The sequence below is a fragment of the Polynucleobacter alcilacus genome, from assembly GCF_018881545.1.
GTDB classification, from domain to species: Bacteria; Pseudomonadota; Gammaproteobacteria; order Burkholderiales; family Burkholderiaceae; genus Polynucleobacter; species Polynucleobacter alcilacus.
In genome coordinates this window covers 970,566-996,010 of sequence record NZ_JACVQD010000001.1, presented here as the reverse complement: position 1 = coordinate 996,010, position 25,445 = coordinate 970,566, and the positions used below count along the sequence as shown (strand labels likewise).

The window sequence follows — 25,445 nt, the reverse complement described above, 5'->3', positions numbered from 1 at the left end:
ATTGGATTTTAACGATGACTACTAAACCAGCGCCAACAACACTCAAAAAAATGGGTTTAGACAGCCCAATGGCTCTTGCTTTGCATCTTCCATCTCGATACGAGGACGAGACTGAGTTATTTACCATCGCAGAGGCATTACATCAGGGTAGATTTAGCCCCACTCAAACCCAGGGAGCGGTGATCCGCAACCAGGTGCTATTTAGACCCAGAAGACAAATGCTCGTCACCATCGAAGACGATACGGCTACCCTGCAACTGCGTTTCTTGAACTTCTACCCCAGTCAGCAAAAGCAAATGGCGGTTGGATCGCAAATTCGAGTGCGCGGAGAGGTCCGGGAGGGATTTCAGGGGGCAGAGATGGTTCACCCCACCGTTCGTGCAGTTGCAGTTGACGCACCATTGCCGATTAGCCTTACCCCGGTCTACCCAGCCAGCGCAGGAGTTTCTCAGGCAGCAATACGCAAGGCAGTTACCCAAGGCTTACGCGATCCTAGTTTGCAAGATAGCTTGGCTGAGTTCCTACCCAAAAAGCTCATGACCCAATTGCTGCCAAGTCATGATTGGCCAAGTTTGCATTCTGCAATTGCCTACTTGCATCAACCACCAGCGGATGCCGATACTCAGGCTTTATTAGAGCGCACACATCCTGCGTGGCGCCGGGTTCAGTTCGAGGAACTACTCGCTCAACAAATTTCATTAAAGCGGGCGCACGCTATCCGACAGGAGCGACATGCACCGAGCTTTGCAAAGTTAGCTCAAAAAGAGTCCAGTCTTGAGGCGGGTTTACTTAAAGCGCTGCCATTTCAACTGACCGGTGCACAAGATCGCGTCTACTTAGAAATCGGATCCGATTTATCGAGGTCTTTTCCAATGAATCGCCTTTTACAAGGCGATGTTGGCAGTGGTAAGACTGTAGTCGCTGCACTAGCTGCAGCTCGCGTGCTTGATCACGGATATCAGGCCGCAGTGATGGCTCCCACCGAGATCTTGGCTGAGCAACACTATTTAAAAATGAAGGAGTGGTTTGAGCCATTGGGCGTCAGGATTGCTTGGCTATCCGGAGGTTTGAAGGCAAAAGAAAAAAGACTGGCCCAAGAAATGATAGAGAGTGGTCACGCCCAATTAATTATTGGCACCCATGCATTGATTCAAGAAAACGTTCATTTTTCGAAGTTAGGTCTTGCAGTGATTGATGAACAACATCGCTTTGGAGTCAGGCAGCGCCTGGAAATTCAGCAGCGTCTTGGCTCAGAATTATTTTATTGCCATCAATTAATGATGTCAGCTACACCGATTCCACGTACGCTAGCTATGACTTATTACGCAGATCTCGATGTATCCGTCATTGATGAATTACCTCCGGGTAGAAAGCCGATCACAACAAAAGTAGTCAAAGCTAGTCGTCGCGATGAGGTTATTTCTGGTTTACAAAGTTGGTTAGCAAAAGGGCTTCAGGCTTATTGGGTATGTCCATTAATTGAAGAGTCAGAGGTGCTACAACTACAGACGGCTGTAGAAAGTTTTGAACAACTGACACAAGCATTGCCTGAATTTACAGTTGGCCTAGTTCATGGCCGCTTAAAGGCAGAAGAAAAGGCTGCAGTCATGGCTGCTTTTAAGGCAAACGAAATTCAGTTATTGGTAGCTACTACCGTGATTGAGGTTGGGGTTGATGTGCCGAACGCTGCATTGATGGTAATCGAGCATGCTGAGCGCTTTGGCTATGCCCAAATTCATCAGTTACGGGGGCGGGTTGGCCGTGGCTCTGCAGACTCAGTTTGCATCTTAATGTATGCAGAGCCGCTATCAATGGCCGCTAAAGAACGTTTGCAGACCTTGCGTGAGGTTTCTGACGGCTTTGTGATTGCAGAAAGAGATCTTTCTTTGCGAGGTCCCGGTGAGTTGCTCGGGGCTAAACAATCTGGTGATGCCATGCTGCGCTTTGTTGATTTGCAACGAGATGCTTGGTTAATCGAGCTTGCCCAACAGGCTGCCGAACGTTTACTAGCAGAGCACGCCGATCTGGTAGAGCGACATTTAGAGCGCTGGCTCGGATCACGCGCAGATTTTCTAAAGGCGTGATAATTAACCTATGACCCTGACAGAACTTCGTTACATTGTTGCTGTAGCCCGAGAGCGCCACTTTGGTCGTGCTGCTGAGGCCTGTTTTGTATCACAACCCACTTTATCTGTGGCAGTTAAAAAACTAGAAGAAGAGCTGTCAACCCAGATCTTTGAGCGGACAAACTCTGAAGTCGCAATGACAGCTTTGGGAGCACTCATTGTTGAGCAGGCGCAACGGGTTTTAGAGGAGGCCAACTCTTTAAAGCATCTTGCGAAGCATGGCCAAGATCCACTATCTGGTCCATTGAGATTAGGAGCGATTTATACAATCGCACCTTATCTTTTGCCAAGCTTAGTAAGAGTGGCAAGAAAGCGCTTGCCTAATGCCCCTTTATTCTTAGAAGAAAACTTCACGGTACGCTTATTAGAGATGTTGCGTCAAGGTAGCTTGGATTGTGCGGTGTTAGCTGATCCTTTTGCTAGCGCAGGTTTAGATGTTATCGATTTATATGAAGAGCCATTTTTAGTGGCTGTACCCAAAGGTCATCCCTGGGAAGATCGCAAATCGATAGGTCATCAAGAACTCAAAGAACAGAACACTTTATTGCTTGGCGCCGGACACTGCTTTAGAGATCATGTACTGGGAGTTTGCCCAGAATTGAATCGCCTTGGTTCTGGGTCAACCTTGGGTGAGCATCATAGCTTTGAAGGTTCCTCATTAGAGACTATTCGGCAAATGGTGGCAGGTGGGATCGGAATTTCTGTGTTACCGCGTACCTCAGTGGTAGATCCTGCCTCGCAAAATGGTTTGATTCGGTATATCCCACTTGACAGTCCAGTTCCGACGAGACGAGTTTGTTTGGTGTGGCGCAAGAGTTATCCACGGACCGTTGTCATGCATGAGCTTGCGAAAATCATTCGCAGTTGCGACTTGCCGGGAGTGACCTTGGTTTGATGCACCAGCGCTTGCTTGATCGCTTTGTGAATTATGCTTATCTCATTCGTTTGGATAAGCCAATTGGTACGCTTTTACTTTTATGGCCAACCTTGTGGGCATTATGGCTAGCCAGCGGTGGTTTGCCTGACTTCAAAATAGTATTCATTTTTGTGGTGGGTACCTTCTTGATGCGTAGTGCGGGCTGTGCAATCAATGACTATGCCGATCGTGATTTTGATCGCCATGTTTTGCGAACGCAAGGGCGCCCAGTCACCAGTGGAAAAATTTCTGGCAAAGAAGCACTATTGGTTGCTGCAGTGTTGGCTTTGATCGCCTTCCTATTGATTCAGCCTTTGAACGGCTATACCAAGAAACTATCTGTATTGGCTCTATTGGTGGCCTTTATCTACCCCTTTACAAAACGCTTCTTCGCGATGCCACAGGCTATTTTGGGGATTGCCTTTGGCTTCGGTATTCCAATGGCCTATGCCGCTATCTTGGATTCCATTCCCCTTGAAGCATGGATCTTGTTTGTGGGAAATATTTTTTGGGCTATTGCTTATGACACTGCTTATGCCATGGTTGATCGAGAGGATGATCTACGCCTAGGTTTACGTACTTCAGCTATTACTTTTGGCCAATATGATGTGACGGCGATAGCAATCAGTTACGCCATCTTATTCATTAGTCAGCTTTGGGTCGCCCAATTGGCTGACTTGAGTAATTATTTTTTAGTCGGCTGGTTTGCAGCCTTGGCTTGTGCTGTATATCACTTGAAGCTTATCTCTACTCGCAAGAGGGAGGAGTGCTTTAGAGCCTTTCGTCACAACAACTGGTTGGGCGGATTTTTATTTCTGGGGATTGTGCTCGGCTTAGCTCTGACTTAGCCCTTACCTAGCTCATCACCCATGGCCTTGCCACGCTGACTAGCTGCATCAATGGCTTTTTCCAAAATCTCATTCCAGCCATGTTGCTTCATCACCTCTAGAGCTGCTGCGGTGGTTCCGCCTTTAGAAGTCACTCGCTCACGCAGCACGCTGGCGGGCTCATCGGAGTTATGGGCAAGCTGAGCAGCACCCTCTAAGGTCGCATAGGCAAGCTTACGCGCATTGTCAGTATCTAGACCAAGCTTCTCTCCAGCAGATTGCATTGCCTCTAGGAAGGCAAAGACATAGGCTGGACCACTGCCGGATAGGGCAGTCACTACATCCATCAGTTTTTCTTCAGAAACCCAAATGCTTTGACCTACTGCACTGCAAATCGTTTCAGCGAGTTGACGATCATCAGCCTTCACTGCAGCTTCAGCAAATAAACCGGTAATACCCTTACCAATTAATGCGGGGGTATTTGGCATAGCGCGTACGCAACGTGCATGATCTAGCCAACGACTCATGTCCTTCAAACGAATACCTGCAGCAATACTCAGAATCAATGGACCTGGGGCAGTTGCATGCTTGAGCTTAGAAGCTAAATCTTTGGCAGCTAAATTAAAGTCTTGCGGCTTAATCGCCATCACAACGACATTATTTTTGGAAAAGTCAAAAGCGATATGTTCTAAAGAGTCGATCCCTTGAACTCCAAAATCTTCATGTAATTTGAATGCGGTAGCCGCATTCGCTTCAAGTACGGAGATTTGATTAGAGGTAAATCCACTAGCCAGCAAACCACTAATCAAAGCGCGACCCATATTGCCGCCCCCAATAAATGTGATATGCGTATTTGCCTGGTTTTGTGCGCTCATACAGTAATCTTATCGCGCTTCCCAAAAATCGCCGTTCCAACGCGAATCATCGTGCTACCTTCAGCAATCGCAGCCTCTAAATCATCAGACATTCCCATAGATAAGGTGTCGAAGAATTGATAGCCAGGATTACTAAAGCGAGTGATTTGGATATGCTTGAAGCACTCACGAACCCGCGCAAAAGCTTGGCGCTGATCGCTTGGATCTGCGCTTGGAGCTGGAATGGCCATAAGCCCCCTCAGGATGACGTTGGGTAATTTGGCAATGGCATCACAGAGTTCTTCAGCGTCAGCAAGAGAAATACCGCTTTTAGTAGCTTCTTCACTGACATTGACCTGAACACAGATCTGTAATTCAGCTAAATCTGGGAACTCTCCTCGCTGTGAAGATAAGCGTTCTGCAATCTTGAGTCGGTCAACGCTGTGCACCCAGTCAAAATGCTCAGCGACTTCTCTCGTTTTATTACTTTGAAGTGGGCCAATGAAGTGCCATACCAACCAGGGGCGTAATTTGGCAAGCTGTTGAATCTTTTCAACACCCTCTTGAACATAGTTCTCGCCGAAAGCAGTTTGCCCTGCATGCATTGCTTCTTCCACTGCCGTAGCAGGGAAGGTTTTACTCACTGCTAATAGTTCAATCTCTTCTGGTTCGCGCTTTGCAGCCAAAGCTGCGAGCTCAATACGCTCTCTCACTTTCATGAGATTAACCACGATTGAGTTCATTTGGTCTTAGTGGATTGTTTGTTCATCAACTGATCAACAATTTCAATCCAATGGAGTACGGGAGTATCTTCTTGTTGTAAATGAGCAATACAGCCAATATTGCCTGACACAATTACCTCAGCGCCAGATTCTTCACAGGCAGCATTTAAGTGAGTGAGTTTGTTCTTACGTAATTGCTCGGATAGCTCAGGCTGGGTTACTGAATAGGTACCAGCAGAGCCACAGCAGAGGTGGCTATCTGTACATAAGCGTACGCCAACCCCAAGACTGCTTAAAAGGCCCTCCACCTTGCCACGAATTTGTTGGCCATGTTGCAAAGTGCAAGGCGGGTGGTACACCACACCTGATTTTTGGTCTGTACCGATTAGCTCAATTAATTCATTTTGGAGGCTTGGCAGAATTTCAGAAATATCTTTGGTGAGCTCTGAAATTCTTTTGGCTTTGACTGCATAACTCGCATCATTGGCAAAGAGATGGCCATAATCCTTAACCATCACACCGCAGCCAGAAGCAGTCATCACAATCGCCTCAACCCCATTTTCAACTAGAGGCCACCAGGCATCAATATTTTGTCTGGCGTTGTCTAAGCCGCCAGCTTGATCATTTAAGTGATAACGCAAAGCACCACAGCAAGTTGCATTAGGTGCGCTAATCAATTGAATCTTCAGGGCATCTAAAACACGCGCTGTTGCCGAATTAATATTTGGGAGCATACCAGGTTGAACACAGCCCTCCAAAATGAGCATTTTGCGAGCGTGGGTTGTTGCAGGTCTTGCATAAGGATCAGTTGATCGTGCTAAACCTGCATTCTTAATCTCTGGAATCTTGCGTTTGATGCCACTTGGCATGAGTGGGCGCATCAAGCGACCCAATGTCATTGCAGAGTTGAACAAAGCAGGCTTGGTAAGTCCTTCTTTAAGGGCCCAGCGCGTAAGCCTTTCCACAAGAGGGCGCTCCGGAGTATTTTCCTCAACCCATTTACGACCAATATCAACCAAGTTGCCATATTGCACTCCGCTAGGACAAGAGCTCTCGCAATTGCGGCAAGTAAGACAGCGATCTAAGTGTAGACGTGTTTTTTCAGTTGGAGTCTGACCCTCTGCCATTTGTTTGATGAGATAAATTCGGCCACGGGGGCCATCTAACTCATCGCCCAAAAGTTGATAGGTTGGACAGGTAGCAGTGCAAAAACCACAGTGGACACATTTACCCAAAATGCGAGCTGCTTCTAGACCTTCCGGTGTATTAGCAAATTGAGGGGCGAGTTGAGTTTGCATATAAATATTTACGGAAGACGTTTTGTAGCAAATACACCCGCTGGATCAAAGGCAGATCTCAGGCGCTCTTGAACTGTTTCAAGGGCTTTGGAGTGAGCTTGTTCGGAGAGTAAGGTAAAGCGTTGAAAAGCGGGATCCAGCTTAGCGCCTTGCTTAAAGCGACTAGCATGCCCACCATGACTGGAGGCAATATTTTTAATGGCTGTAAATGTCGCTTCATCCCCGGGCGCTTTGATCCAACGTTGCTGGCCGTGCCACTCAAGCACAAGTTCACCTTCTGCATTGGGGATATCGATTTTTCCACATGCTGCTGGTAAGGCAAAACGGTAGAGGGTTTGATCACCTGCAAGCGTGCCAAACGCTGAAAGTTGATGTTCTCGCAAATCATTCCAAAATGCCTCTGCTTTTTGGGGATCTACTTCGCTTGCCATTACTAAGGAACTGATGAGTGGTAGGGCGGACTTTACTGCAGCAGTAGCACCGGCCAAGCGGATGCTGAGCTCACCCTCGCCACTTACGTTACCAATCCAACAACTCGCGGATAAGGGCAAAGGCTGCCCCGCCCATTCATTTAAAAAACGCAATGCTTTTTCTTGCGAAATCTGGCAACGCAGTGTTGCTGTAGCTGCAGGCTTTGGTAGAACTTTTACTGAGGCTTCCAACAATAATGACAATGTACCCATGGAGCCTGGTAGCAGACGCGAAACATCATAGCCCGCGACATTCTTCATGACCTTGCCGCCAAACGCAAGATCTTGACCCTTGCCATCCAAAATGCGCGCACCCAAAACAAAATCGCGGAAGTTGCCAACGCTAATGCGGCCTGGCCCAGCTAGACCTGCGGCGATTGCACCGCCAAAGGTTGCCTGTTCTCCAAAATGGGGTGGCTCAAACGGCAAGGCCTGATTTTTTTCTTTGAGGGCTGCTTCAATTTCTTTAAGGGGTGTGCCGGCACAGGCAGTAATTACCAATTCTTCTGGCTGGTATTCCAGAATTCCTGAATATGTGCGCGTGTCTAGTTTTGCAAAGCTATTGGGATTGCCATACCAAGACTTAGTACCTCCCCCTTCAATGGAGAGTTGTGTGTTGTTCTTAGCTGCATTGAGAATCTGCTCACGAAATACATCAATTGTTGCGTCACTTGTTGCATTGCTAACATTCATTAGAAGCGTTCCAACTCTGGGTGAGGAAGTTTTCCGCCGCTAATACGCATACGACCGTATTCGGCGCAACGATTTAGAGTGGGGATCGCTTTATCTGGGTTCAACAGTTTTTCTGGATCAAATGCACTCTTCACTCCCCAGAAAGCTTCCCGTTCCCCTTCGCCAAACTGGACGCACATGGAATTAATCTTTTCGATACCAACTCCGTGTTCGCCAGTAATGGTCCCGCCTAGCTCTACGCAGGCTTCCAGTATCTCAGTACCGAATTCTTCTGCGCGGTGCCATTCATCTTGATCGGCGCCGTTAAATAAAATGAGGGGATGCATATTGCCATCACCCGCATGAAACACATTCAAGCAACCTAAGCCATATTTTTCTTCCATGCCTGCAATACGCTTCAGCAAAGTAGCAATATGCCGACGGGGAATCGTGCCATCCATACAGTAGTAATCGGGCGCCAGACGGCCAGCTGCTGGAAATGCATTCTTGCGACCACTCCAAAATTTTAGGCGCTCACTCTCATCTTTAGAAATTTGAATTCCACTAGCGCCTGACTCTTCAAGTACCTTAGTCATGCGTTCAATTTCTTCAGCAACTTCTTCGGGAGTGCCGTCAGATTCACAAAGCAAAATTGCTACAGCATCTAAGTCGTAACCGGCATGCACAAATTCTTCTACAGCTCGCGTGGTAGCTTTATCCATCATTTCTAAACCAGCGGGAATAATGCCTGCAGCGATGATGGCTGCAACGGCGTTGCCCCCTTTTTCAATATCGTCAAAGCTAGCCATGATGACGCGAGCTAATTTGGGTTTAGCCACTAGCTTCACAGTGACTTCGGTGACGACTGCAAGCATACCCTCGCTACCCATCACGACTGCAAGTAAGTCTAATCCTGGAGAGTCTGGTGCAAGACTGCCAAACTCCACAATTTCACCATTCATCAGAATGCCGCGTACTCGGAGAACGTTATGCAATGTCAGGCCATATTTAAGGCAGTGAACACCGCCAGAATTTTCATTGACGTTGCCACCAATGGAGCAGGCAATTTGGGATGATGGGTCGGGAGCGTAGTACAGACCTAAATGAGCTACTGCCTCTGATATGGCTAGATTGCGCACCCCAGGCTGAACTACTGCAGTGCGGGTAAATGAATCAATACTCAGTATCTTCTTAAGCTTCGCTAGCGAAAGCACCAAACCTTGAGATATTGGCATCGCACCACCAGATAAGCCAGTGCCAGATCCGCGTGGAACCACTGGAATTTTCATCTCGAAGCAAATTTTCAGGATTTGGGCAACTTGCTCTTCCGTTTCTGGGAGCGCTACAGCCAAAGGCATCCGTTTATAGGCTGCCAAGCCATCACATTCATAGGGAATCGTGTCCTCAGGCTCCCAAAGCAGGGCGTATTCAGGGAGGATAGGGCGCAAGGCGGAGACGAGTTTGGCTTGAAGCGCACTAATAGCGGCTATATCGGGGGGCGGGATCACCATGTTCATAGCAACCATTTTAGCCATTTACTTATAATTAAGGCTATGGGAAATCGACTATCGAAAATTGCCACTAGAACTGGTGATGCTGGCATGACTGGCTTAGGTGACGGAAGTCGCGTTGAAAAGGATCATTTACGAATTTGCGCCATGGGTGACGTGGATGAGCTGAACTCTGAAATCGGTGTTTTGATGACTGAAGAGATCCCCACAAGCATTTCTGCTGAATTAAGAGTGCTTTTCTTGCAAGTGCAGCATGATTTATTTGATTTAGGGGGTGAACTTTGCATCCCAAATTACAAACTCCTAAACCCAGATCATGTTGCTCAGTTAGACGTTTGGCTTGAAAAATACAATAAAGATTTACCGCCATTAACCGAGTTTATTTTGCCAGGTGGAACGCGTGCTGCTGCCCAGGCGCATGTTTGCCGCACTGTCTGTAGAAGAGCTGAGCGTTCTATAGTGCGTTTAGGTTGGGAAGAGCCTTTGTATGATTCCCCGCGTCAATACGTCAATCGCTTATCGGATTTATTGTTTGTTCTGTCGCGAATTTTGAATCGTGCGGCCGGTGGCACGGATGTGCTTTGGAAGCACGAAAAAAAAGAGACTAAATAATTAGCCTCTTTTAATATTTCTTAAATTATCTACAGTATTACTTTTTCTTGCTCCTGCGTTTTTTTACTGCAGTTGCTAAGCGCTCTAAAACGCCAACAGAATCATTCCAGCTAATACAGGCATCGGTAATACTTTTGCCGTATTCCAGCTTACTAGGGTCATCTTTTCCTGGCGTAAATTTTTGAGCACCATCGTTAAGATGGCTCTCTATCATTACTCCAAAGATCTGACGTGATCCAGTCTCAATTTGTTTAGCGATATCATCAGCAACGATGATTTGGCGCTCATGCTTTTTACTTGAATTCGCATGAGACAAATCAACCATCAATCCGGCTGGAAGCTTTGCTGCTTCTAGCTCTGCACAGGCTGCTTGAACATGCTGAGCTTCATAGTTAGGCTCTTTGCCACCGCGCAAAATAACGTGACAATCCTTATTACCTTTGGTTTCCACAACGGATACCTGGCCATTTTTATGAATCGATAAAAAGTGATGTGGACGGGCAGCTGCTTGAATTGCATCAGTAGCAATTTTAATATTGCCATCAGTACCGTTTTTGAAACCGATGGGTGCAGATAAGCCCGAAGCAAGTTCGCGGTGAACTTGGCTTTCAGTTGTGCGTGCACCAATTGCACCCCAAGAGATGAGATCGGCAATATATTGTGGTGAAATCACATCTAAGAATTCGCTACCGGCTGGCATGCCAAGGCGATTGATTTCCATCAGCACTTGGCGAGCCAGACGCAGCCCTTCTTCAATGCGATAGCTTTCATCTAGATAAGGGTCGTTAATCAAACCCTTCCAGCCAACAGTAGTGCGTGGTTTTTCAAAATACACTCGCATGACAATTTCCAGCTCACCAGCAAAGCGCTCGCGCTCTGCTAATAGGCGCTGACAATATTCCAATGCCGCTCTTGGATCATGAATTGAGCATGGCCCAATGATGACGAGTAAGCGATCATCCTTTCCATGAATGATGTCACGAATCTTTTTACGCGTTTTGCTAATTAGCGCTTCGGTGGGTGTTCCAGAAATCGGGAAAAAGCGAATTAAATGCTCTGGCGGTGGCAGAACAGAGATATTGTTGATGCGTTGATCGTCAGTGTCCGAAGTTTTATCAACAGCGGAGTACCAATTAGCGGGGTTAGTATTTTGTTGGCTCATACGACTATTTTAAGCCGTATCAGGCAGTTCCACCCACAGTTAAGCTGTCAATCCTTAAAGTGGGCTGCCCAACCCCGACTGGAACGCTTTGTCCTTCCTTGCCGCAAACCCCTACGCCACCATCTAATTTAAGGTCGTTACCGATCATCGAGACCTGTTTTAAGGATTCTGGACCACTGCCAATAATGGTCGCACCTTTAACTGGATAAAGGATTTTGCCGTTTTCCACCCAATACGCTTCAGAGGCAGAAAAAACAAATTTACCACTAGTGATGTCAACTTGGCCGCCGCCAAAGTTAACCGCATACAGGCCTCGCTTAATACTCGCCACAATCTCTTGGGGATCATCCTTACCGGCCAACATATAGGTATTGGTCATACGTGGCATTGGTAGCGAGGCAAAACTTTCGCGACGCCCATTGCCAGTTAGAGGCATTTTCATGAGTCGGGCGTTCAAACTGTCCTGAATGTAGCCCTTCAAAATACCATCCTCAATTAAAGTAGTGCATTGCGTAGGCGTACCTTCATCATCAATATTCAAAGATCCTCGGCGACCAGATAGGGTGCCATCATCCACTACGGTAACGCCTTTAGCGGCAACCCGTTGTCCAATGCGTCCAGCAAATGCAGAGGATCCTTTACGATTAAAGTCGCCCTCTAGACCATGACCTACTGCTTCGTGCAGGAGAACGCCTGGCCAGCCTGGACCCATCACTACGGTCATAGGGCCTGCAGGTGCAGGGCGCGATTCTAAATTGACAAGCGCACCATCAACGGCTTCATCTACATAGCGATTAATAATGTCGGCATCAAAATAGAGATAGTCATGACGCGCGCCACCGCCTGATGAGCCGGATTCACGGCGCCCATTTTGTTCTGCAATGACATGAACCGAAACTCGTACCAAAGGACGAACGTCCGCTGCAAGCAATCCATCGGCTCGCACCACTAAGACCACATCAAACTCACCAGCCAGACTTGCCATCACTTGAATAATGCGCGGATCACGTGCTTTTGCACGACGCTCAATACTTTCTAGTAAGGCAATTTTTTCTGTGGGTTGCAATGAGTCGAGTGGATTGATATCAGAGTACAACTGATTAGATATTGGGTTAAATAACTTAGTGGCAACCGCTTGTTTGCCGCCCTGAGGACCAATCACCCGCGTGGCTTTTGCAGCCTTACTGAGTGCTTCTAGATTAATTTCATCGGAGTAAGCAAAAGCCGTTTTATCACCGTAAATCGCACGTACACCAACACCTTGATCAATGCTAAAGCTCCCGGATTTCACAATGCCTTCTTCAAGACTCCAGCTTTCACTCCGGGTGTGTTGGAAGTAGAGGTCGGCATCATCTAAGTGATGGGTAAACAGATTGCCAAAAGTATGATGAAGATCTTGCTCTGAAAGGCCAGCAGGCTCAAGCAAAATCGTTTTGGCTAACTTGAGTAGGTCAGCCTGTTTTTTGGCTTTTGTCCAATTTGCTGGGAAGAGCGCTTCAGGTGCATTCATGTGATTCGGCAGATCTTTCGTTAAAGCTTGCGATGGGTAAGAGCGGGTAACTTAGAGCGTACCTCGTTTAATTTTTCTTTGCTGAGAACTCCAGAAATGAAGCCCTCTCCTTCGGGAAGATCGGCCAGAATACTGCCCCAGGGATCAATCAGCATGCTATGCCCCCAAGTACGACGTTGATTTTGGTGTTTACCGCCTTGAGCTGATGCTAAGACATAGCACTGGTTTTCGATTGCGCGTGCTCGTAGTAGAATTTCCCAATGATCTTTGCCAGTCGTATAGGTAAAGGCTGCTGGAATAATATGACAATCCACTTGTCCTAAGGCGCGATAGAGTTCTGGAAAGCGCAGGTCATAACAAATGCTTAGGCCAAAAGTCCAATCTTGCCCATCGACTGAAATCTGCAGAATCCCCGGCTCATTACCAGCCTCAATCGTTTCAAATTCTTGATAGCGCTCTGTACTCGTTTGAAAGCCAAACAAATGAATCTTGTCATAGCGGCCAATTCTTTGGCCATCCGGATCGTAAGCAAGCAGTGTATTGAGAACTTTATTTGGATCCTTGGCCTCCAGCGGAATAGTGCCGGCTACTAAATACATTCGATTCTCTTGCGCTATGGCGGCTAACTGTTCCTGAATGGGGCCACTGCTAAAGACTTCTCTTGCATGAACTTTGTCACTATCTTTGAGGCCCATCAAGCAAAAATATTCTGGGAGTACTACTAGATTTGCTCCATCCTCGGCTGCAGCCTTAATCAGCCTGCTTGCAGTTTCCATATTTTCTTTTAGCACTGGAGTCGAAACCATTTGAATGGAGGCGACTTTCAATTCGGTATTACTTGCTGATGAAATCATAGGATGGATTAAATTTAACGTGGGTCGGTTGAATTATATAAAGGCGCTGTATTTGGTGAGGAATTCGGAGAATTACTTGACCCAGGTCTACTCTGCTCTTTGAGCAATTCTTTACTACGTATCGAATTAAATGTTTTTGTATCGATGGGCTGACCTTTTTGATCAAGCGGGATAATTTCAGGGTTCTCCCAGGAGCCCTGTACTAAGTAATCTGATTGCAGATTACGGTTGATTTGATTGGTAATTAAGTACTGACCAACTAAGGCGCCCAAGCCGACGATTGGGTTAATGGCAAATGCAGCTAATGAACCTGCTGTTGCATCAATGGTTGGAAAAATAGTGACACGCAGATCCTGGGTTTGCTTTGGAATGTTAATTTGCCCACTCATCGCCACTCTGGCCTGATCAAGGTTCATAGAAAATTGCCTAGTTTGCGCAACTCCGCTATAGATATCAAAACTACCATTAATATCGCTAAATGGGGTACCTTTGGCAACAATATTCCCAAGACCACCTTGAATATCGAGCGTCGCGAATTTCAATAAACTTTGTAGGCTAAGAACATCGAGGAGCTTTGCGCCACTCGTATCGACTTCAAGCAACCTCCCTTTTTCAAGATTTAAATTGACCTTACCCGATAGGGTTTCATACTTGGGGCTGAAGGGGGAGCCATCCCACTCTGCATTAACGGTTATTTTTCCTTGACCGCCCTCGACAGTTTTTTGCGTAGTCCAATGGGCAATAATTTGCCCGGCATCTTTTACATTGAGATCAACCTGAATATTGCTATGTTCAGCCTCATTTTTAGTGCCGCCATTCCATTGCCCTGAAATGACAGAGTTGCCTTGAGGATTATTTGATTGAATTGATTCAATTTTTAATGTGTTGTTGCTTGTAATAGTTTTTATTTGGACTTTTCCAAGCCGTGCCTTTGTCCAACTCAAGTCATCAATCTCCAAGTTCAGGCTTGGAATAGCACTAGGAGCGAACTTGCTTTTATTAGCAACGGGTTGTGCTCCTAATTTCTTGGCATCGGTGGTTGAGGGTTTAGCTACAGTTGCTGGGATAGAAAGTTCATCGGATACCTTTAGGCGGTTTAGATGACCACTGACAATTCCACTGGTATGAATTGGAGTCGCCTCTTGGAATTCAATCTGGCCTGCAATCAGCGGTGAATTCAGACGCATTTGCCAGCTAGTATTTTTATTGCTGGCAGAAATATTCATGTCTTGCCAAACCCGATCCAATAGAGTCAGTTTTTTTACTTGTGCAGTAATTTGGATATTGTCAGCGCTGGTGTTATCTACCTTAGATGCAATCGCTTTCTTGTTCTGAGCTTCAATAAAATCTTGCCACTCATCTAGGTTGAACTCAGCGCTTAATAGATTAAGACTAAAACCTTGTTGTGGAATGATTGCTGGCGCACCTATACCGAGGGCGTAGCGTAGCTCATCATCATTACCAAGGTTGCCTTGGACCTCACATACATCACCTAGTTTGCCGCTCCATGAGAGACGATTCCCCCCAGGCTTGCTATTTGACAAAGTCTTAAAGGTGATTTGCCCATTTAATGGGGTGCCCATTTGTTTTTTAGCTGGTGCAGGTGCCATGCTTGCCAAGTTACGCAAATCAAATGTGAGATTGGTTTCGCTACCCAACTTATTAAAGTTGAGAGTGCCCTGATATTTTGCAGTACCACTCATTGCCTGAAGTATCGAGATTGATTCAGTCTTTAGCGTCTTCGCATAATAGTCTTTTAGAAAATTGGCAGAGACATCGCCTGCAATACTAAAACTCTGGTTTCCAGCCGAAGACGGTATGCTGGTAATTTTGAGGGCACCACCTAGGAAGTTGGCGCTGACATCTTCAAATTCAGGATGGATTTCGGTAATTCGAACTTTACCCCTGAGGTTCTCAAGAGGGGGCAAATCTGACCATTGCGCTCTATTGCCAGCAAGATCTAATTTAATGTCTAAGTTAGGATCGTTTGTTCCCGAAAGGGGGAGCTTTAGGCCGAGGCTGAAATTAATGGGCCCCGTAATTCGCAAATTCTTTTCTAACTTTTCTTGTTTTTTCGCAAACGGGGAAGCAAAGATATATTCGAGTATTTGCGGCGCATCACCTTGTACATTTCCATTTACTGTTAAAACAAGTTGCTTTGCGCTGACATTTGGAATTTCTGCATGAAATTGATTTAATGAAACTTGTTTGTAATTCGCTTTTGACACATCTACTACAAAACTGGAGTTCTGCATTGCAAGTAAACCATTCACATTAGTGAGTGCTGACCAAACTCCTTGATTGCTTGAAAGTAAGGGGGTGGGGCTAAATGTGGCACCTTCGATTGGAAGACTGAGGGTGAATTCACCGTCGGTTCCATTGGAAAAGGGTATTCCATTCGGGTCGCCTTTGGCATGTAGCTTCCCTTTTTGCACGGTTCCAGCCGCAAACGCTTTACTGAGATAGCTTGTAGTGTCCTTATCCATACCCACTGGTAGGTAACGGTATGCAGTTGCTAAATTGGCCTTAGCAAAATCCATATCCAGAACCATGTAGTCCGGTTTTTTTGCCCCGCCTAAAATGTAATTGAGATTGAGGCTGGTGTTAATTTCTGAGTTGCTTAACTCAAGTTGCTTGGCGTTAATAACCCAGTTCCCTTTTTGCTTACCCCAGCTAATCTGCCCGTTCGCTCGATCAAGCTTAATTTTTGGGTCTACCAATAAGTCATTGATCTCGAACTCAACATTCGTGGAGTTAATCGAGAGCTTACCTTCGCTTTGATTGCCTGAAATAAATCCAGATAAGTTTGAGACAGAGGGCATCGATTTATTGATGCCTACAAAGCTCAGATTAATCAACTTAGCGCTAACTGCAAAATCGACTTTATTAGACTTAAACCAGCCGCCAGGAATATTCAATGCGGATAGTGGTGATTTGCTTTCTGACCAGCTGATATCGAGATTCTGCAGTTCGCCATCTGCATGAGAGGCTTTAATCCATTGCTGTATTTTTTTAGAGAGCGGTAAGTTGACTGCAAATAGCACAACATCCTCTACTAAAATCTTGGGTGATGAAAAACCAAATTCTTTAATCTCTCCATCTGCTCCTGGGGGTTTCCAGCGGAAAGTCATGGGGCTTAAGATTTCTAAAGCCGCATTTTTTGGAGCATTCATCTCTCGCCACGCAAATGTTTTAGTGGTAATGGAGTTCAAACCATTCTCAGTTTCTTGAATGATATTTGTCTCTAGCCTACCTAAGGCAATCGCATCCTCATTTTTTGCTAACTGAATGATGAGATTGTCACTGGCAATATAGGCTTCACCGCCATCGGGTCTGCCGTTATCAATTTTTAATTTCCCCTTAGAGCTGAGTTTCCCTTCTAAGGCATTTAATGACACTGTGAAATCTTTGGTAATTTGATTTAAGTTGAGATCATTTACATCCCAGGAAATCGTTCCTATCCAATCGCGCCAATTACCTGGCTGCCCTCCAAGGTGATGAACAAAGTCGGCCTCTAGTTGAATTGGGCCTGTGGACCAAGGCGTGCTGGCCTTCAATAGGGCGATGTGCCTACGAATGCCATTACTCAGCGAAAGATTCTGAATCTCTAGTGACGCGATTGCCTTCTGCTTTAGTTGATCATCCCAAGCTAACTTGACATCTTGAACATCAATGTCGTTTTGAGAAAAAAGCCAGTCCTCTGCGGAGTGATTATTCGAGTTTCCATGTATAGGAATACCTGCGATAGAAATGACCCCTTGATTATTACGCTGAGCATAAATTTCTGCGCCTTGAATATGAAGTTCATGAAAGTAGGGTGCTAGATGATAGAAAGAGACCCAACTTAATTCACCACTAATTTTCTGAATTTGTAATAGCGGTTTTGTTTTATCTGGTCCGTTAAAACGTAAACCGTCAATTTCAAAGCTTGGCCGAATGCCTACCCACGCTACCTCTAACTTCTCCATAGAAACATCTGCCCCAATTCGAGCGCCGATCAGTTTTTCTACAGAGGCCTTGGATTTCTCAACTTGAGGCCAAATGACATACCGAACGCCGAGATGGACAATTAGCAAAAGCACAAATATGAAGCTGCTCAAAATCAAGGCGCGTTTAAGCCAAAGTCCGCTGGAACCTTGAGGACGTTTTGTCAGCAGGGTCTTTATGCGAGGCGGAATGAGGTTTTGCAGCATGAGCTCTATTATCCGTCAGCCTTCAGCCGACCGCCAAGCTTCCCCCATTCGGCTCTGAGTACCGATTAAGATGAGGGAATGGATGAATTTTCACGACAAATTGCATTTTTAGAGCAACACTCCACCTATGCGCGGCGCTGGCTCAATGCTCGTCCAGAGTGGGCTGATTGGTTGCGATCCCAGGGGGGTAAAAAAGTAGATTTGCTGGGGATTCGTGAGTTGCTAGTGAGTTGTAGTGTTGGTCACCAGGAGTCGACTCAAGAAGAAGCGCAATTTATGGCGAATCTGCGTTTAGCCAGACAGCGCTTGATGCTCTGGATTGGTTTTCGGGATCTCAATGGCTTGGCTGACCTGGAGGAAGTGACGCATAGTCTGAGTCATTTTGCCGAACTGGCAGTATCTGCATCGATTGCCTATATACGTAAAGATTTAAAAGAACGATTTGGTTTGCCGTGGAGTGAGGCCAGAGATACGGAGATGCCTCTCATGGTTGTAGGCATGGGAAAGTTGGGCGGCCTAGAGCTCAATCTGTCTTCCGATATTGATTTGATATTTTTATATGAGTGTGAAGGCGAGACGGTTGGCGGCCCGAAAAGCCTCTCAAACCAGGAATGGTTTACTCGTATGGGTAAGCGTTTAATCAATGTGCTAGCTGAGCATGATGAGAATGGATTTGTATTTCGGGTGGATATGCGCTTACGCCCTAATGGAGATTCCGGCCCATTAGTTTGTAGTATGGATATGCTCGAAGAGTACCTCGTGGTTCAGGGCAGAGAATGGGAACGCTATGCTTGGATTAAAGGGCGCTTAATTGCCCCATTGCCCGGTTCAGCAGAGCATGCTGATTGCGCAAAAGAATTAGAGCAACTCATTCGCCCTTTTGTATATCGCAGGCATTTAGATTATGGGGTGATTGCCTCTATCCGCGACTTGCATGCGCAGATCCAACGCGAAGCAGAGAAGAAGTCCTCTGGACATGAGGGGCGTTCACGTGACATTAAGTTAGGACGTGGCGGCATTCGGGAAATTGAATTCTTGGCGCAAATGTTTCAGCTGATGCGTGGGGGTACTGATCCACGCTTCAGAGCCCGGCCTACTTTAGATGTTCTGACCTTAATTCAGCAGCAAGACATTCTTCCCGCAGAAGAGGTAGATGCTCTAAAGGCAGCTTATGTTTTCCTGAGGCGTTTGGAACATCGTATTCAAGTTTGGGATGATCAACAAACCCATTACCTGCCCGATGATGAATCTATCCGTGAACGTTTGGCTATCGCAATGGGGAAGCAAGATCAAAGTCAAAATGGTGCCGCATTTATGGCCGATCTCGACCTCCATCAAAATCATGTTGCCCGGTTGTTTGAAAAAGCGTTTTTATTAGATGACAGTACTCGCTTGGATTTAGCTCCCTTGGCTACAGACTGGGAGCCAGATCCCCAATTTTTTCCTCAAGCCCTATTACGTTGGCAGGCTTGGTTAGACAGTTCAAAACAAAAACAATTACCCGAAAAGAGTCGTCTGATTTTTGGCAACTTGATGCGAAAGGCTGCAGAAAATTTGCAGGCCAGCAAAGATGAGCCCGCGCATGCCGATCTGACCTTATTGCGGTTTTTTGATTTGCTTGAGGCGATTGCAAGACGAAGCGCCTACTTATCCATCTTGGCTGAATATCCTAGGGCTCTCATGAATGTGCTGGCCTTGCTCAGCGCCTCCCAGTGGGGTGCCCTATACCTTACTCGGCATCCCCACTTGTTGGATCATTTACTCAATTCGCGTACTGAAAAGAATTTAATTGAGCATCCTGAGGAATATTGGTGTGAGGTGAGAGAAAACTTGAACATGCGCCTCGATGATGTCATGGCGGATGGTGATGGCTCAGAGCAAGCGATGGATATTCTGCGGGTTACCCATCACACCGAAACCTTTATTACCTTATTAGCGGACTTGGGTATTGGTGTTGATGAGCCCCTCGCGGTGGAGAAAGTGAGCGATCATCTTTCCACTTTGGCAGATCTGATATTGCAAGTGACGTTTGAGCGGGTATGGCCTGGGGTTGCGCAGAAATTGGGTTTAGACGCTGAATCAATACCTCCATTTGCCATTATTTCTTATGGCAAATTGGGGGGTAAAGAATTGGGATACGCCTCTGATTTGGATTTAGTATTTTTATATCAATCAGCAGAATCTGATTACGCAGCCCAAGAAACCTTCGCACTCTTTGCTAAACGCATGATTAATTGGCTGACTGCGTTTACATCTACGGGTAGCTTATTCGAGATTGATACGCGTCTTCGCCCGAATGGCTCAGCAGGATTTTTGGTTACCAATGTGGAAGCATTTAAAAAATATCAGATGCGTGAAGGGGATAACGCCGCATGGGTATGGGAGCATCAGGCCCTCACTAGGGCGCGTTTCTCGGCAGGCAATACGATGGTTGGTGTGGAGTTTGATACCGTTCGTTTTGAGGTATTGAGTCAAAAGCGCAATATCGATCAGCTTCGTACTGAAATTTTGGAGATGCGTCGCAAGGTGCATGCGGGACATCCCAATCCAAGCGGTGATTTTGATTTAAAACATGACTCAGGCGGCATGGTGGATATTGAATTCATGGTGCAATTTTTAGTTCTAGCCTATTCATGTCAGCACCAAAAATTCATTGGTAACCTTGGCAATATTGCTTTACTTCGAATTGCCGGAGAGCTGGGTTTAATTGATGAGGGCGTAGCTTTATCTGTTGGCAATGCCTATCGCTTGTTCAGGTCGCGTCAGCATCGATTGCGATTAGATGGCGCTGAAAAAACCCGCATCAATCTCAAGGGTGAGCCTGAGCTGATGATGGCGCGAGAGGCTGTCCTAGCGCTCTGGTTTGAAATCTTCCAAGCACCTTCTGATACTGAATGAAGTTTAGTTTTGCTCGAGTAGCTCGCGAGCATGTCTACGGGTGGTATCAGTAATCGTGGCACCACCAAGCATTCGTGCTACCTCTTCAACGCGCTCCGGTCTTCCTAATGCCTGTACCTGAGAAATGGTTTTGTCGTCACTTTGGATCTTGCTAACCTTGAGGTGGTGATTGCCCTGAGCAGCGACTTGCGGAAGATGGGTTACGCAGAGAATTTGATGGGATTGCCCTAATTGATGTAATAACTTACCAACGGTTTCAGCCACTGCGCCACCGATTCCTGCATCTACCTCATCGAATATCAAAGTGGGCGTGAATGAGGCTTTACTAGTGATCACGCTAATAGCTAAGCTAATGCGTGCCAGTTCACCTCCCGAAGCGACCTTGGCTAAGGAGCGTGGTGTACTGCCGGCATGACCAGCAACTAAAAATTCAATTTGCTCTAGACCAAATGAACCACCCTCGCTAAGCGGGGTTAAAGCAATTTGTAGCTGTCCGCCTGCCATCGATAGATTCTGCATTGCATCCGTCACCAGTTTGCCAAGATCGGCTGCAGCGACTCCCCGTTTTTGCGAGAGTTGTTTGGCGAGCTTCAGGTAGGCAGCCTCTTCTTGCTTTACTTTTTCACGCAAGGCTTCCATATTTTGAGAGGCAGTGAGCGCATCCAAGCGATCGGCCGTTTCTAAAAGAAGCTTGGGCAGTTCATTAACCTCGGTGCGGTATTTTCTGGCTGAGGTGTGAAGGGCTTGCATACGCTCTTCAATCTGTCCAAGACGTGCAGGGTCGAGATCAACTTTCTGTAGATAGCGATTCAGGCTATGAATAGCCTCATCTAGTTGAATTTGGGCGCTTTCTAAGGCGGTATTGATTTCCCCCAGGGCTGAGTCATGCTCCGCTAAAGCCCCAATAGTGCTGCAGACTTTAGAGAGACTCGATTCGATCGAGTTATCCGCATCACTGAGGATATCAATTGCTTCTTGGCAGCCATCAATAATCTTTGCTCCATTCGCTAATCGTGAGTGCTCGCCCTGGATGCTTGACCATTCCCCCTCTTGAGGAGACAGCTCAGTGAGCTCTTCGAGTTGCCATTGGAGGCGTTCACGTTCTCGCTCGATATCCTGCCCAGCATTTTCTGCTTGCTCTAAGCGACGTCGAGAATCATTCAGTGTTTTGAATGCCTGAGAAACTTCTGTTGCAAGTGATAGTAAGCCTGCATGCCGATCCAGTAACTCTCTTTGAGCGCCGCCTTTTAACAGGAGTTGATGGGCGTGTTGACCATGAATATCGACCAGTTGATCGCCAGCTTCGCGCAGTTGTGCCAAGGTAGCAACGCTGCCATTGATGAAAGCGCGGCTTCGGCCATTGCTTTCTATTGTTCTTTTCAGCAAGAGGCTCTGCCCCTCATCCTCTAGAGGGAAGCCCTGACTATCGAGCCATGCGCTGAAATGATTGATTTGCTCGTTATCAACCCGAAAGAGCGCGGAGATTTCTGCGCGCGTACTTCCCTCTCGAATTTGACTACTATCAGCACGTTCACCCAATACCAGGCCAAGGGCATCCAGAAGAATGGATTTGCCGGCGCCAGTTTCGCCTGTGAGGACGGTAAAGCCGGAGGCAAAGTCTAGCTCAAGCTGATCAACAATGACAAAGTCACGAAGAGAGATGTTTTGAAGCATGTATTAGCGTAGCGTAGAACTCAACATCAGAATGTCGAGGGGTACTCATTCCAATGCAACTTCTCGCGCAAAGTCTTGTAGTCGCTGTGGTTGCTAGGGTGAAGAAGAGCAATTGTTTTATCAGATTGACGTACTTCAATTGTGTCGCCACTTTGCAGATTGGTTTGCGATTGCATATCAAAATTGACGATCACTTCAAGTCCATTGACTACCTCAATCACTGTAACGCTATCTTGCGGCAAGACAATGGGTCGATTGGAGAGCGAGTGCGGCGCAATGGGGACAAGCAATATGCCTGCGACGTGTGGATGCAAAATCGGGCCGCCTGCAGAGAGGGCATACGCAGTAGAGCCAGTAGGGGTAGACACAATCAAACCATCAGAGCGTTGGTTGTACATAAAGGAGCCATTGACATGAACCGCAAGCTCTACCATCCCAGAAATGCCAGAACGATTTACGACTACATCATTTAGCGCTAAAGCGCGATTAATTTCTTTGCCATCCCGCAGAACGACAGCATCAAGCAATGTTCTGGTGTCGGCTTCATATTCACCGGCAATAATTTTGGGTAGAGTGATTTGTACAGACTGAATCGGAATATCGGTCATATAACCAAGACGACCCATATTGATTCCAACGAGGGGAACGTTGCTGCCCGCCAATTGACGCGCAATACCTAGCATGGTGCCGTCGCCACCCAAGACCACAACGAGATCAATAGCTCCAGCAAAGTCTTGTGCAGTTTTCGTGGGGTAATCACTCAAACCCAGGTGGGCGGCGGTATCAGCCTCAATAAAGACCTCACAGCCTAGGCTAGCGACCAGTTTGGCTAGGTCTTTTAGGTATTGATCAATGCCGTCCGCCTGAAATTTACCGACAAGCGCAACTCGGCTAAATGCCTTCTTGGTGGAATTTGGGGATGGGCTTAACATATAACGATTAAACCATAGGCATAAAATCCCTTCCACCATGGATGAACGTTCCCGCGCTTTACTAAAAACCCTCATCGAGCGCTATATCGAGGAAGGGCAGCCCATTGGCTCACGCACCCTATCCAGATTCTCGGGTTTAGATCTCTCAGCCGCTACTATTCGGAATGTCATGGCTGATTTGGAAGATCTGGGCCTAGTCACTAGCCCCCATACCTCCGCAGGCCGTATACCTACCCCTAGGGGCTATCGTTTATTTGTAGACACCATGGTCACGGTTCGCCCCCTTGAGGAGATAGCTGCTCGCGAAGTAGAAAAAGGCCTCTTGCCAGACTCGCCTCAAAGAGTGCTGAGTTCAGCTGCTCAGATGTTGTCAAACTTGACCCATTTTGCTGGGGTAGTGATGACCCCAAAGCGCACCCAGGTTTTTAAGCACATTGAGTTTTTGCGCCTGGGTGAAGGCAAGATCTTATTAATTATGGTGACACCTGAAGGTGACGTGCAAAATCGGATTCTGCCCACGACTCAAGATTACACCCCAAGCCAGCTCATCGAAGCGGGTAACTTTATTAATGCGCAATTTGCTGGAAAAAGTTTTGAGCAAGTGCGCATGCACCTCAAATCAGATTTAGATCATTTACGAGCAGATATCTCTGGATTAATGGCCTTAGCTTTGCAAAGCGGGGTTGCTGATTACGATATGGGCGGCGGTGATATGGTGTTATCAGGGGAGCGTCGCTTACTGAATGTTGGTGACTTGAGTGCTAACCTAGATAAGCTTCGCAAAATGTTTGATATGTTGGAACAAAAATCGGTCTTAATGCAGTTGCTAGATGTGTCTAGTCACGCAGATGGTATTCAAATATTTATTGGGGGCGAGAGTGATTTATTGCCCTACGAGGATTTAGCCGTCATTAGCGCCCCGTATAGTGTTGATGGCCAGATCGTGGGTACTTTGGGAGTCATCGGCCCCACTAGAATGGCTTATGACCGGGTGATTCCGATTGTGGACATTACCTCAAAACTACTCTCGGGTGCCCTAAGCTCTTAAGAACGATTGAGCGTATTGATAAAACATTTAATTACTAGAGACAAGCTATTTTGAAACAGAACCCACACTTACAAGCTTCCAAGACAGCGGTGCTGTTATTAAATTTGGGCACACCATCTGCACCAACACCAAAAGCAGTCAGAGCTTATCTAAAGGAATTTCTTTCGGACCCTCGTGTTGTAGAAATTCCCCGCATCATTTGGTGGTGCATTTTGAACGGCATTATTTTGCCGATTCGCAGTAGTGCTTCGGCTAAAAAATATGCCTCGATTTGGATGCCCCAGTTAGGCTCGCCTTTAATGCATTACTCGCGCTTACAAGCGAAAGAGCTAGGTGAGCGATTTACGAATGAAGGTCATACTGTCCTGGTAGATTTGGCTATGCGCTATGGTCAACCTTCTACCCAGAAAGCCTTGGAAGACCTAAAAGAACAGGGTATGGAACGTTTATTGCTCCTACCGCTGTACCCCCAATACTCCGCCACCACAACTGCATCTAGTTTTGATGAAGTCTTTCGAGTTTTGGGTACTTGGCGTGATCAACCTGAGTTACGTTTAATTAAGCACTATCACGACAATCCTGCATATATAGCCGCGCTGCGTGATCAAGTTTTATCCAGCTGGGACAAAGATGGATACCCAGATTTTGCGAGCGGCGATCGATTTGTGATGTCCTTTCATGGTTTGCCTAAGCGCAACTTAATGAAAGGCGACCCTTATCACTGTGAGTGTCTGAAAACCGGGCGCTTACTGGGTGAATCCCTGGGCTTGGAGCCGGGTCAATATCTTGTCACTTTCCAGTCGCGCTTTGGTAAAGCCGAATGGTTAAAGCCCTATACCGCCCCAACGATTGAAAAGTTGGCGAAAGAGGCATGTCAGCGAATCGATATTTTTTGCCCAGGATTTCCAGCGGATTGCTTAGAAACATTGGAAGAGATCGCTATGGAGGCACGAGAAATATTTTTGGAGCACGGCGGCAAGGATTATCGTTATATTCCTTGCTTAAATAGTAATCCAAAATGGATCGAAGCGCTCAGGGGTATAGCCTATGAGCATCTGCTGGGCTGGCCTTTGGGAGTCGAGTCTGCTGAAGTTCTGGCTAAGCGCAATGAAAGAGCCGAGCTTGCAGAAAGAACGAAGGCTTGAAATTAATCTGATCGACCCCAT

The 25,445-nt window shown here is 46.6% G+C and carries 18 protein-coding genes; 7 read left to right on the top strand and 11 right to left on the bottom strand.

Annotated elements, in window-relative coordinates; translation table 11 throughout:
- Window positions 1–14: 14 nt before the first annotated feature.
- From recG to ubiA, 3 genes are read left to right on the top strand one after another with little or no spacing between them, the layout of a single operon-like run.
- On the top strand, window positions 15–2,084 hold the full coding sequence (recG, locus tag ICN45_RS05055; protein WP_216173963.1) for an ATP-dependent DNA helicase RecG: 2,070 nt from the start codon (window positions 15–17) through the stop codon (window positions 2,082–2,084).
- Window positions 2,085–2,094: 10 nt separating this feature from the next.
- On the top strand, window positions 2,095–3,021 hold the full coding sequence (locus ICN45_RS05050; protein WP_216173959.1) for a LysR substrate-binding domain-containing protein: 927 nt from the start codon (window positions 2,095–2,097) through the stop codon (window positions 3,019–3,021).
- Entirely contained in the window at window positions 3,021–3,890 is an 870-nt protein-coding gene (ubiA, locus tag ICN45_RS05045; RefSeq protein WP_216173957.1) for a 4-hydroxybenzoate octaprenyltransferase, read from the top strand. Before ICN45_RS05050 ends, ubiA begins: the two co-directional genes overlap by 1 nt.
- On the opposite strand, the gene proC is transcribed toward ubiA, so the two are convergent.
- From proC to ICN45_RS05020, 5 genes are read right to left on the bottom strand one after another with little or no spacing between them, the layout of a single operon-like run.
- Window positions 3,887–4,744, bottom strand: coding sequence for a pyrroline-5-carboxylate reductase (gene proC, locus ICN45_RS05040; RefSeq protein WP_216173954.1), 858 nt, complete (start codon window positions 4,742–4,744; stop codon window positions 3,887–3,889). The two genes, ubiA and proC, sit on opposite strands and share 4 nt — an antisense overlap.
- Window positions 4,741–5,466 (bottom strand): YggS family pyridoxal phosphate-dependent enzyme, encoded by a 726-nt coding sequence (locus tag ICN45_RS05035; protein WP_216173952.1) that lies wholly within the window; start codon window positions 5,464–5,466, stop codon window positions 4,741–4,743. The genes proC and ICN45_RS05035 overlap by 4 nt, the downstream gene beginning before the upstream one ends.
- Window positions 5,463–6,743 (bottom strand): glycolate oxidase subunit GlcF, encoded by a 1,281-nt coding sequence (gene glcF / locus ICN45_RS05030; protein WP_216173950.1) that lies wholly within the window; start codon window positions 6,741–6,743, stop codon window positions 5,463–5,465. The genes ICN45_RS05035 and glcF overlap by 4 nt, the downstream gene beginning before the upstream one ends.
- Before the next feature lie 8 nt (window positions 6,744–6,751).
- Window positions 6,752–7,906 carry a glycolate oxidase subunit GlcE gene (glcE, locus tag ICN45_RS05025; RefSeq protein WP_216173947.1) on the bottom strand — a complete coding sequence of 385 codons (1,155 nt, stop codon included), beginning with the start codon at window positions 7,904–7,906 and terminating at the stop codon, window positions 6,752–6,754.
- Window positions 7,906–9,396, bottom strand: a complete 1,491-nt coding sequence (locus ICN45_RS05020) for an FAD-linked oxidase C-terminal domain-containing protein (protein ID WP_216175638.1) — start codon at window positions 9,394–9,396, stop codon at window positions 7,906–7,908. Before ICN45_RS05020 ends, glcE begins: the two co-directional genes overlap by 1 nt.
- Window positions 9,397–9,438: 42 nt before the next feature.
- On the opposite strand from ICN45_RS05020, the gene ICN45_RS05015 reads away from it, so the two are divergent.
- The gene (locus ICN45_RS05015; protein WP_216173944.1) at window positions 9,439–10,008 is read left to right on the top strand and encodes a cob(I)yrinic acid a,c-diamide adenosyltransferase; all 570 of its coding nucleotides are present in this window, start codon (window positions 9,439–9,441) and stop codon (window positions 10,006–10,008) included.
- Window positions 10,009–10,045: 37 nt separating this feature from the next.
- Here the strand turns inward: ICN45_RS05015 and ICN45_RS05010 are convergent, their stop codons facing one another.
- Genes ICN45_RS05010 through ICN45_RS04995 form a run of 4 tightly spaced genes read right to left on the bottom strand, consistent with a single transcriptional unit; the run spans window position 10,046 to window position 17,727 of the window.
- Window positions 10,046–11,170, bottom strand: coding sequence for a 3-deoxy-7-phosphoheptulonate synthase (locus ICN45_RS05010; RefSeq protein ID WP_216173941.1), 1,125 nt, complete (start codon window positions 11,168–11,170; stop codon window positions 10,046–10,048).
- 19 nt (window positions 11,171–11,189) lie between these two features.
- The gene (gene tldD, locus ICN45_RS05005) at window positions 11,190–12,680 is read right to left on the bottom strand and encodes a metalloprotease TldD (protein ID WP_255531096.1); all 1,491 of its coding nucleotides are present in this window, start codon (window positions 12,678–12,680) and stop codon (window positions 11,190–11,192) included.
- A 20-nt stretch (window positions 12,681–12,700) separates the two neighbouring features.
- The gene (locus ICN45_RS05000; RefSeq protein WP_216173939.1) at window positions 12,701–13,534 is read right to left on the bottom strand and encodes a carbon-nitrogen hydrolase family protein; all 834 of its coding nucleotides are present in this window, start codon (window positions 13,532–13,534) and stop codon (window positions 12,701–12,703) included.
- 14 nt (window positions 13,535–13,548) lie between these two features.
- Window positions 13,549–17,727, bottom strand: a complete 4,179-nt coding sequence (locus tag ICN45_RS04995) for a YhdP family protein (RefSeq protein WP_216173937.1) — start codon at window positions 17,725–17,727, stop codon at window positions 13,549–13,551.
- A gap of 78 nt (window positions 17,728–17,805) precedes the next feature.
- Between ICN45_RS04995 and glnE the strand changes: the two genes are divergently transcribed.
- A complete protein-coding gene (gene glnE / locus ICN45_RS04990) occupies window positions 17,806–20,625 on the top strand; it encodes a bifunctional [glutamate--ammonia ligase]-adenylyl-L-tyrosine phosphorylase/[glutamate--ammonia-ligase] adenylyltransferase (protein WP_216173934.1) in 2,820 nt (939 codons plus the stop codon).
- Window positions 20,626–20,628: 3 nt separating this feature from the next.
- Here the strand turns inward: glnE and recN are convergent, their stop codons facing one another.
- Together recN and ICN45_RS04980 are read right to left on the bottom strand one after the other, a co-directional pair.
- Entirely contained in the window at window positions 20,629–22,299 is a 1,671-nt protein-coding gene (gene recN, locus ICN45_RS04985) for a DNA repair protein RecN (protein WP_216173931.1), read from the bottom strand.
- 26 nt (window positions 22,300–22,325) lie between these two features.
- Window positions 22,326–23,231: an NAD kinase gene (locus ICN45_RS04980; protein WP_216173928.1), complete on the bottom strand. Its 906-nt coding sequence runs from the start codon at window positions 23,229–23,231 to the stop codon at window positions 22,326–22,328.
- 37 nt (window positions 23,232–23,268) lie between these two features.
- Between ICN45_RS04980 and hrcA the strand changes: the two genes are divergently transcribed.
- Entirely contained in the window at window positions 23,269–24,279 is a 1,011-nt protein-coding gene (gene hrcA, locus ICN45_RS04975; protein ID WP_216173925.1) for a heat-inducible transcriptional repressor HrcA, read from the top strand.
- Between the two features lie 50 nt (window positions 24,280–24,329).
- Window positions 24,330–25,424: a ferrochelatase gene (gene hemH / locus ICN45_RS04970; RefSeq protein WP_216173922.1), complete on the top strand. Its 1,095-nt coding sequence runs from the start codon at window positions 24,330–24,332 to the stop codon at window positions 25,422–25,424.
- The last annotated feature ends 21 nt before the right edge of the window (window positions 25,425–25,445 follow it).